Source organism: Hyphomonas sp., assembly GCF_040882205.1.
Taxonomy (GTDB): domain Bacteria; phylum Pseudomonadota; class Alphaproteobacteria; order Caulobacterales; family Hyphomonadaceae; genus Hyphomonas.
Genome location: NZ_JBBEBT010000367.1, coordinates 1 through 9,692 on the forward strand (window position 1 = coordinate 1; position 9,692 = coordinate 9,692).

Sequence of the window (9,692 nt, forward strand, 5' to 3'; positions counted from 1 at the left end):
CCCGACACGCCGCCGCGGGCATCCAGCTGGAAACCTTCGAAATCATCTTTTAGGACGAAGTTGACAACGCCTGTCACGGCGTCGGCGCCGTACACGGCCGAGCCGCCACCGGTCGTCACTTCGACCCGCTCGACCAGCGCGCGGGGGATAGAGCCGATATCGACCGCCTGCGTGCCGCGGAAACCGGCGACGTGCCGGCGGCCGTTGACGAGGGTCAGGGTGCGCTCGCCGCCAAGGCCCCGGAGATTGAGTTCGTTGGCGCCGGTTGCCGAGTTTTCAGACGTCAGCGAAGAAACGAGCGCAGGAATATCGTTGACGATATCCGCGAGGTTGAGTTCGCCCGAGAGCCGGATGTCGGCTTCGCCGAGCGACTGGACCGGGACCGAGGACGTAAGGTTCGGATCGGCCGGGATCCTGCTGCCGGTGACCGTGACGGTTTCCTGGCGCGCCTCACTGTCGGCTTCTGGCGCCGCAACCGTTGCGGCCGGATCATCTTCCTGCGCGAGCGCCGGAAGGCCGCCGCCCAAAGCGAGCATGGCGCCGAGACTGGCTGTGTAAGTCAGGAACTGTTTCACAGACGACGCTGATTTTTTCGGTTTCATATTCATTATTTCCTCCCATCGACCCCGCGCCCCGCGGGTTGCCTTTACGTAAGCCATACAAGCCTGAAGTTGTTCAACGCTCAATAGGTGCCCGTTGATCGGGCGCGTCCACCGCGCGCCCCGCCTCCACCGCGGCCCGAGGTGCAAAACAACTCAAAACTGCACAGAACACAGGCGGAAAACCCAAAATTTGGGCAATGGGGCTCCAAAACTCCGCCAGCCGAGATAATCCTGACATGTGGCATCAATGCCACGCCGGGCGAAATTCCGGCTGCGCGGGGGCGCCCGGTAAAGCTGGGGGCGGCATAGACGCGGCAGATGGCATAATGCGCGGGGGCGCGCTAAACCGGCGCCGAAACCTGAGGGATCCCGAGAATGAAACACCGCCGCCTGGGCAAGAGCCCCATCTTTGTGTCGGACATCTGTATGGGCACGATGACCTTCGGCGCGCAGACCGACGAGGCCGAGGCCTTCCGCATCCTCGACGCGAGCTATGAGGCGGGCATCAATTTCTATGACACAGCCGAAAACTACCCCGTGCCGCCGGACGCAAAATGGGCCGGGCGGACGGAGGAAATCTTCGGGCGCTGGCTGCAGACCAAGGACCGCGACTCGATCATCCTCGCCACCAAGGTGTGCGGGCCCTCGCATGGCTGGATCAAGGGATCGCAGCGCGCCGGGATGACGGCGCTCGACCGGCACAATATCCGCCGCGCGGTAGAGGCGAGCCTTGACCGCCTGCAGACCGATTACATTGATCTCTACCAGACGCATTGGCCGGACCATGGCACGGCCTATGACGAGACGATGGACACGCTGGACGAACTTGCGCGCGAGGGGGTTGTCCGGATTGTGGGCTGTTCGAACGAAGACGCCTGGGGGCTGATGAAATCGATCGCCACCTCGGAACGGCTCGGCACGGTGCGATACCAGACAATCCAGAACAATTTCTCGCTGAATAACCGCCGGTTCGAGGATGCGCTCTCCAAGGTGTGCAAGGAAGAGGGCGTCAGCCTGATCCCTTACTCGCCCATCGGCGGCGGTGTGCTCTCCGGCAAGTACCAGGCCGGCGCGACCCCGGAAGGCGCGCGGTTCTCCTCCTACCTGAAGCTTGGCGGCCGGCAGGCGGCGATGGCGAAACGCTTCGTCAACGAAAAATCGCTGGCGGCGACGGAGCGCTACATGAAGATCGCGGCGGACGCCGGCATCAGCGTAGTGACGCTGGCGACGGCCTGGTCGAAGCAGCATGACTTCGTGGCTTCGACGATTGTCGGCGTTTCAAGGTACGATCAGTTGGCGGACATTCTCGCGGCAATTGACCTTGAACTTTCACCCGATGTGCTGAAGGCCTGCGACCAGGTGTCGAAAGATATCCTGTATCCGATGGGCTGAGACGGATCGTGGCCTCGGAAGCTTGGCTCAAGCCGCTAAAACAGCGCTGCCCGTGCGCAGTGGCCCGGAGCATGGCGCCAGGCTCGCAAGGGCCCCAGCGCCTGGGGGAGAGGGCTATCGAGCGGAACCGTCCTCTGCCCTTGAAGGTCCGAACAGGATGGCGTTGGCAACGAGCAGCTCCAGGTCTCCGAGATAAGCCCGCGTCACAGGGCTTTGCGTAAAGCCTACGACGATGCCGTCGCCTTTGGGCTGCGCCATAACAAACGGCTTGTAAGCAAGCTGAAGGCGATTCTGTTCCCAGAGATACCCGCTTTTGAGTAACTCTCCGGGACCGGCAAAGTGAAAGACATTTGTTCCATCCGCCTCACTCAGTGGCTGGTAAATCGCATCGCCCGAATAGAGTGCTGCAGCACTTTCATAACCCGCAGCGAGCCAATGATCTGTATCTGCAAGGACGAGCGCCATGACGCCCGGAACGGCCTCGGGGTCGGCCTTCCGGTCTTCGATCATTTTCCTGTACTCGGCCGCGTCGGCTATTAGCGTTCCCGCAACCGGCGCATCCTGTTCTGTCTCGTCCTTGCGTTCTTCGTCGGAGGCTCTTGCCTCGCGGACAGTGTCCAGAAGGCCCAGATCCTTGTCAGAAAGGACGTCGATTGCCGACCCGAACCCGACTAGCACCCCTCCCCGTTCTACAAATGCTTTCAGTTTGTCGCCGCCGCTTGCGAGGTTCCGATTGAATGCGCCTGTGGTTTCGGGAATGATAAGCACATCATAAAGCGACAAATCTGCCGAACCGAGCGTGCGCACGCGGATGGGCGAAACGGGAACACCCAGGCTGCGCTCAATGACAAATCGCGTTGCACCGGCAGATGTCGCACTCGTGCCTTCATCCCAGGCCAATGCAACACGGGGAAGCGTTATGCTGGCAAATGACCCGCTTCCAAAGTTTGGGCCGCTCTCAACCCAGCTATTTTTGAGCGGAACGAATTCGGCGCCAATCGCCTGAGAGAGCTTCATCAGGCGCTCGCCCAGATCGGCAGGATTGCCGGCGACGGGAAAAACAGCCGTTCCCGCCGGGAAGCTTCTGTCATTGGACAGGAAAGCCTTATCTGTCGCTTTAGCCTTGAGGCCCGATGCCAGCGCCGCGAGCGTCAACCGGGCCTGACCTGCGTCGCTCCATGGGATGGCATAGCCGAATCCGTCCGCAGGCTGTCCAAATGCCGGGATCGGCGCGCTCGCGCTCACGGTCCCGGCTCCAGACAGCAAAACGCTCCTGCAGGAATATGAGACTATCCCATTCATGATCGGCAGCGACCAGGCTGTGACATCGTACAATTCGTGAGGCTGGCCGCGCTCTCGGCGAGATTCCTGTTCGGCAATGAAGTCGGCAGGCAGCGGCGTGTTCGCCTCAAGCAGCGCCCGGATGAGACGCCCGGCCGGTTGCGCCTTGTCAATCACAAGGGCCCCTGACGCGAAAGTTATGCCGCACGCTTCGCTTCCTTGCGGCAATCGCCGAACAATAATGTTCTGGGCGGCGAGGTTCCTCGCCAGCGCCTCTGCCTGCCAACGCCGCTTCGAAAGATCAAAAACATAAAACCGTTCTCGCGATAGCTCGCCCTCCAGAACTGCCTGGCGCCGATACGATGAATAATCCCCCAGCAGTCGCTTGCCCTCGGCCGCAGTGGTCTCGAGCGTAGCAAGCATGGCGATGAAGTTGTTGGACACGCTTTGCGAAAATGTGAGTTCGTCGCCGTTTCGCCTGGTGAGTTTGAGCCCGCGGGCAGATCCCTGCTCAAAGGTCTGGGCTATGGCTCCGTTTAGCGTCGGCCACATGTCCCCGTACCCGGGGTAGAATGCGTCATAGACTTCTCGGGTGAAGTACGAAATTCCGAAACGGTCGAACCACGCGCCGCGATTTCGTCCAAACCTGTCCTGGCTTTGCTTCTGTTCGACTGTGATCAGCGGATTATATGGATCTGCGGCGGGCGGAAAGTAATAGCTCTCGTCGCCGCCCATTTCATGGGAGTCCACGAAGACCAGAGGGTGCCAGCCGACAACGGCTGCAACCTTGCCGCGGGTTTCGGGCTGTGTCCTTGCAAACCAGTCTCGGTTCAGGTCGAACAGGTAGTGGTTCACTCGCCCGCCCGGCCACGGTTGATCGTGCTCTGCCGAGAACCGGTCAGCCTGCGGTTCCAGGCCAAGCGCCGAGCGGAAACTCTGGATGAAACGCGCTCTGCCATCGGGGTTCTGCAGCGGGTCTATGATGACGACGGTTTTATCAAGTATCTGTGCCACCAGCGGATCGTCATTCGCCGCGAGCAGGTGGTAGGCGAGCGCAACGGCGCTATCGGGCGGCGATATCTCATCGCCGTGCACACCGCCCGCGATCCAGACGATTGCGGGTGTTCGCTCGACAAGTTCATTGCGCTCGGCGTCTGAAAGCGGCGCGCCTGAGCCAAGGCGCGCCATATCAGTCTTGACCGCGTCGAGACGTCCGAGTGTCCCGGGCGCTGAGATAACCGCGTAAAACAGAGGCCTCCCTTCCCAGGATTCTGCATAGTTTTCGATCCGTATCCGATCCGGCGCAGCCAGGGCGAGCGCTTCGAAATAGGCAAGGATCTCGTCCGGTGACGTGATGGCTTCACCTGAAGCATGTCCGACAATGTCCTTGAGCGCGGGGATGGCCTGATCATAGACGGCCTGCCCGGTGGTTTGCGCCTCCGCGCCAATACAAGCTAAAAACATCAGCAGCGCGGCCGACCCGGCAGCTGACGCCATTCCAAACAATCGTGTCATTTCGCGCCCCATATGATCGCAATCAAGCAACAAAAAAGCCTGGTTGAGTCAAACGCCGCGGCGAAAAAAAGGCTCAAGGCACCGCAAGCGACCAGTTCGCCAGCAGGTCAACAGCAGGTCTCTTTCGGCACTGCGCTTTGCGCCATTTGCACGCGGCTGCATTCTGGACACTTGCGCGCCAGGCAGCAGCGACAAGCGGTCAGCGCTTCGCGGCGCACCGGCCCAAAGACGATCAGGCCCCTGCCTCCATCTACGGGAGGTCAGGGGCCTTTGCCTTTGTTTCCCACCAAAGTCTGTAAAGCGTGCCTGCGCTAAGCAGCCTTCGCCTTGGTGAGGACTTCGCGTTTACCGGCGTGGTTGGGGGCCGAGACGACACCCTCTTCCTCGAGGCGGTCAATCAGACCGGCGGCCTTGTTGTAGCCGACCTTGAGGCGGCGCTGGAGATAGGAGGTGGAGGCGCGCTGGTCGCGGATGACGACCGAGACGGCTTCGGAGAAGAGCGCGTCGTCATCGTCGCCGCCGCCGTCACTCATGCCGAGCATGGCGTCCATGACCGGGGAGCCGGAGGAGCCGTCTTCCTTGGCCTCGACGATGTCCATGACATAGTCCGGCTCACCCTGCTCGCGCAGCCAGTCGGCGACCGAGCAGACTTCCTCGTCGGACACGAAGGGGCCGTGGAGGCGCTGGGTTTTCTTGCCGGGTTCCTGGTGGAGAAGGTCGCCGTTGCCAAGCAGTTGTTCGGCGCCCTGCTCGTTGAGGATGGTGCGGCTGTCGACCTTGTTGGTGACCATGTAGGAGATGCGGGTTGGGAAGTTCGCCTTGATCGTGCCAGTGATGACGTCCACGGATGGACGCTGCGTGGCAGTGATCAGGTGGATGCCGGCAGCGCGGGCCATCTGGGCGAGGCGCAACAGGCAGCCCTCGATTTCCTTGCCGGCGACGACCATCAGGTCCGACATCTCGTCGATCACGACAACGATCTGCGGGATATGGTCGATAGGCAGCATCTCGGTTTCGAACATCGGCTTGCCGCGTTCGTCGAGACCGGTCTGGACCTTGCGCACCAGCGGCTCGCCGGCGGCGCGGTATTTCGAGGCTTTCTCGTTGAAGCCAGCGAGATTGCGCACGCCTGCCTTCGACATCAGTTCGTAGCGGTTTTCCATTTCGCGCACGGCCCATTTGAGCGCGTTGACGGCTTCCGGCGCCTTGGTGATGACTGGGGCCAGGAGGTGCGGGATGCCTTCATAGACGGTGAATTCGAGCTTCTTCGGGTCGATCAGGATCAGGCGGACCTGTTGCGGCGTGTGGCGATAGAGCAGCGACAGGATCATCGCATTGACGCCAACCGATTTACCCGAACCGGTCGTACCGGCGACGAGCAGGTGCGGCATGCGGGCGAGGTCGACCACGGTGGGCTGGCCGCCGATGTCTTCACCGAGGGCGACGGGCAGCGAAGCGCGCGAGTTCACATAGGCGTCCGACTGAAGGATGGAGCGCAGGAAAACCTTCTCGCGCTCGTCGTTCGGCAGCTCGATACCGATGGCGTTCTTGCCGGGGACGACAGCGACGCGCGCGGAGACAGCGCTCATCGAGCGGGCGATGTCGTCGGCGAGCGTGATGACGCGCGAGGATTTGACGCCGGGAGCCGGCTCCATCTCGAACAGGGTGATGACCGGGCCGGGGCGCACTTCCTTGATGCGGCCCTGGATGCCGAACTCTTTCAGCACCGAGGAGAGGCGCTCGGCTTTCGCGAGGAGCGCGTCCTCGTCAAAGGTTTCGCGGCGCTCTTCGGGAACCTGGAGGAGGTCAAGCGATGGCAGGCGTGTCGAGGTGCGGCGGCGGGTCGGCGCGGCGACCTTCGGGCCATTGGTGGCTTTCGGCGCCGGGCGCGGGACGGCAAAACGCAGGCCTGGCGGTGGCGGGGCGGCTTCAGCTTCCTCGACGTCTTCGTCCTCGTCCCAGGCAGCATTGACGTAGCGGCTGTCGTCTTCATCCTCGTCATCGGACGGCAGGTAGCGCGAGGACGGGACGTAATCGTCGTCATGCTTGATGATCAGGGTACGGGCATTGGAGACCGGCTCGTCCATTCGGAGGGGTTTGCGGTCGGCGAGCGAATGGCCGATGCGGATGAGGAAGCCGCCGAGGCCGGCGGCGCCGACCACGGCCGTCTTGCCGGAGCGGGCGGCGGTTTCCTGGAGGAGCTGTGCGTCGCGGCGCTGGAAGCCGAGAGCAGAGAGGCCGGCCCAGAGGGCGACGCCGCCGAGCAGGAAGGCAGCCCAGCTTTCGGGCGCCGGCAACATCAGGGCGCGGAAAGGCAGCACGGTTAGATTGAACACGCCGTCGCCGAACATGCCGCCGAGGCCGGCGCTGAGCGGCCAGGTTTCGGGCACGGGCCAGGCGGCGAAGGCTGCGGCCGACAGTGGCACGGCGATGGCGCCATAAACCCAGCGGCGGACGCGCGGCTTGCCGACGAGCACGGCGCGCATGGCGCCGCCGATCATCAGGGCCAGGCCGGCGATCCAGCCGGACCAGCCGAAGACCTGGCGGGCGACATCGGCAAACACGGCGCCGGTGGTGCCAAACAGGTTCTGCACGCTGACATCGGTGGCGGCGTTCCAGCTCGGGTCGGACGGCACATAGGAGCCGACACTGCCACAGACAAAGACCCCTGCCCCGAATGCGGCAGCGCCCGTGAGGATCCGCCAGACCGGATCGCTCACTGTGCGCAGCGCCTCATCTTCTCGGATGGCGAAATCTTTCATAACGGGAAGCGCTCCGGGTTTGGCGAAAGACGGAGCGTAAGGTTTCGCCCGTTAGCCTTAACATGGCGCAAACAGAACCTGTGGAATTCGCAGTTTTTCTGGGCGGAAGGCCTGATTCTGCGGGAATCGGCAGTGCTTAATTTTATGAAAGCAAAAAGCAGGGCGCCCCGGCAGATTTCTCCACCGGGGCGCCCCCGTTCAGATAATTGGCCGGATCAGCGGCTGGAGAACTCCGGATAGGCTTCCAGACCCACTTCCGTCCGGTCGAGACCCATCTGCTCTTCCTCTTCACTGGCGCGTACGCCGATCGTGAACTTGAGGGCGAACCAGACGATGGCCGAGGCGACCACTACGAACACGCCGGTAAGCGCGACGCCGACACCCTGGCCGGCATAGCTCGCCCCGCTGTTCGTGAACGGCACGATCATCGTGCCCCAGATACCGCACACAAGGTGGGCCGGGATGGCGCCGACGACATCGTCGATCTTCAGCTTGTCGAGCAGCGGCACGGCGAGGACGACGAGGACGCCGCCGACGCCGCCGATCAGGACCGACTGGGCCATTGTCGGGGCAAGCGGTTCAGCGGTGATCGACACGAGACCGCCGATGACGCCGTTGAAGACCATCGTTGCGTCGATCTTGCCCTTGTAGAGGATGGCGGTGGTGATGGCCGCCGCGAGGCAGCCGCCGACTGCGGCCATGTTGGTGTTGGCGAAGATCTTCGACACGGAGTTGATGTCGGTGATCGTGCCGGCCGCGAGCTGCGAGGCGCCGTTGAAGCCGAACCAGCCAAGCCAGAGGATGAGCGTGCCAAGCGCCGCCAGCGGGATGTTCGAGCCTGGCATCGGGTTGACGTGACCGCCGGTATACTTGCCCCGGCGGGCGCCGATGATAATGGCGCCGGTGAGCGCCGCCCAGCCGCCGACCGAGTGGACGAGTGTAGAGCCCGCAAAGTCGGAGAAGCTCCAGACCGTGTCGAGATACCCGCCGCCCCATTCCCAGGAAACGACGACCGGATAGATCAGCGCCGTAAGGACAACGGTGAACAGAAGGAACGGGATGAGCTTGATGCGCTCGGCGACGGTGCCCGAGACGATCGACGCGGCGGTGGCCACGAACACCATCTGGAAGAACCAGTCGGAGCTGGATGAGTATCCGCCATTGGCCTCTTCGAGGGGCGCCGGTTCCCAGATGGCGAGATTGGTCGGGAGCATCCCGTTAAAAATGGTGGCATCGCCCGGATAGGCGAGGTTGTAGCCCGTCAGCCAGAACATCAGGCCTGCAATCGAGAACAGGAGGACGTTCTTCATAGACTGCATGGCGGCGTTCTTGGACCGCACGAGACCGGCTTCGAGCATGCAGAACCCGGCCGCCATGAACATGACGACGAGGCCGCCGATCAGGAACAGGTAGCTGTTGTCGACATAGGCGGGGACCAAAGTCGCCGTTTCAAGTGCGGCGAGCCGCTCCTCGAGGCTCAAGGGGGCCTCTTCCTGTGCCCAGGCCAAGCCTGCCGTGAGCAGTAATACCGGGGCAAGCATGGCCCCTCGCATCCATCGTCCAGTCAATTGGCCCATTGGCCCCTCCTTCTGTCTGTTACAGTCCTGCAGAGCCGGGACCCCCCGGAGCTCTTCCGGAGCCGATATGATTTCGGCTGCCCGAAAAAGTCGCACGGCGCGCGTCGGCAAGACCTGATTCGAGTGCCCGTTGGTTAAAGCTTGTGCACGCTTGCGGCCAAACGCCCAATTCGGTGCCATAGCTGGACGCCGCACTGCAGCATCGCTACCTCATTTACATGCGTGAAACCGGATCCGGCCTTCCCCCCAGAACCGAGCTTGCCGTGGTCGGCGCTGGCCCGGTCGGCACCTCATTGGCAATCCTGGCGGCGCAGGCAGGGTTCGCCGTCACCCTGATCGATGGCCGGCCTGCATCTGGCTCAAATGCAACAGATACGCGGACATTTGCGATCGTGCGCGGAAGCTGGCGCCTGCTGCGCGCCACCGGTATCGGCCCGGCGCTGGACGGCCAGACGACCCCGCTCAACGGACTGGACGCCGAAGACGGCGGCGGCCACTGGTTTGGCGCGCCGCATGCGGGCTTCTCCGCCCGCGACCTCGAAGCCGATGCCAAAGGTGAACCG

6 protein-coding genes are annotated in these 9,692 nt (G+C 62.8%); 2 read left to right on the plus strand and 4 right to left on the minus strand.

Annotation, left to right across the window (positions count from 1 at the left end):
• A partial coding sequence (locus WEA77_RS15900; protein ID WP_368068847.1) for a TonB-dependent receptor plug domain-containing protein occupies positions 1-602 on the minus strand: 602 nt, incomplete at its 3' end.
• A gap of 375 nt (positions 603-977) precedes the next feature.
• Between WEA77_RS15900 and WEA77_RS15905 the strand changes: the two genes are divergently transcribed.
• On the plus strand, positions 978-1,994 hold the full coding sequence (locus WEA77_RS15905) for an aldo/keto reductase (RefSeq protein WP_368068848.1): 1,017 nt from the start codon (positions 978-980) through the stop codon (positions 1,992-1,994).
• 114 nt (positions 1,995-2,108) lie between these two features.
• Here the strand turns inward: WEA77_RS15905 and WEA77_RS15910 are convergent, their stop codons facing one another.
• From WEA77_RS15910 to WEA77_RS15920, 3 genes are all read right to left on the minus strand, one after another.
• Entirely contained in the window at positions 2,109-4,772 is a 2,664-nt protein-coding gene (locus WEA77_RS15910; RefSeq protein ID WP_368068849.1) for a M14 metallopeptidase family protein, read from the minus strand.
• 329 nt (positions 4,773-5,101) lie between these two features.
• Positions 5,102-7,552: a DNA translocase FtsK gene (locus tag WEA77_RS15915; RefSeq protein ID WP_368068850.1), complete on the minus strand. Its 2,451-nt coding sequence runs from the start codon at positions 7,550-7,552 to the stop codon at positions 5,102-5,104.
• Positions 7,553-7,767: 215 nt separating this feature from the next.
• On the minus strand, positions 7,768-9,129 hold the full coding sequence (locus WEA77_RS15920; RefSeq protein WP_368068851.1) for an ammonium transporter: 1,362 nt from the start codon (positions 9,127-9,129) through the stop codon (positions 7,768-7,770).
• Between the two features lie 218 nt (positions 9,130-9,347).
• Here WEA77_RS15920 and WEA77_RS15925 point away from each other — a divergent pair.
• Positions 9,348-9,692: FAD-dependent oxidoreductase (locus WEA77_RS15925; RefSeq protein WP_368068852.1), on the plus strand; the 345-nt coding region annotated here is incomplete at its 3' end.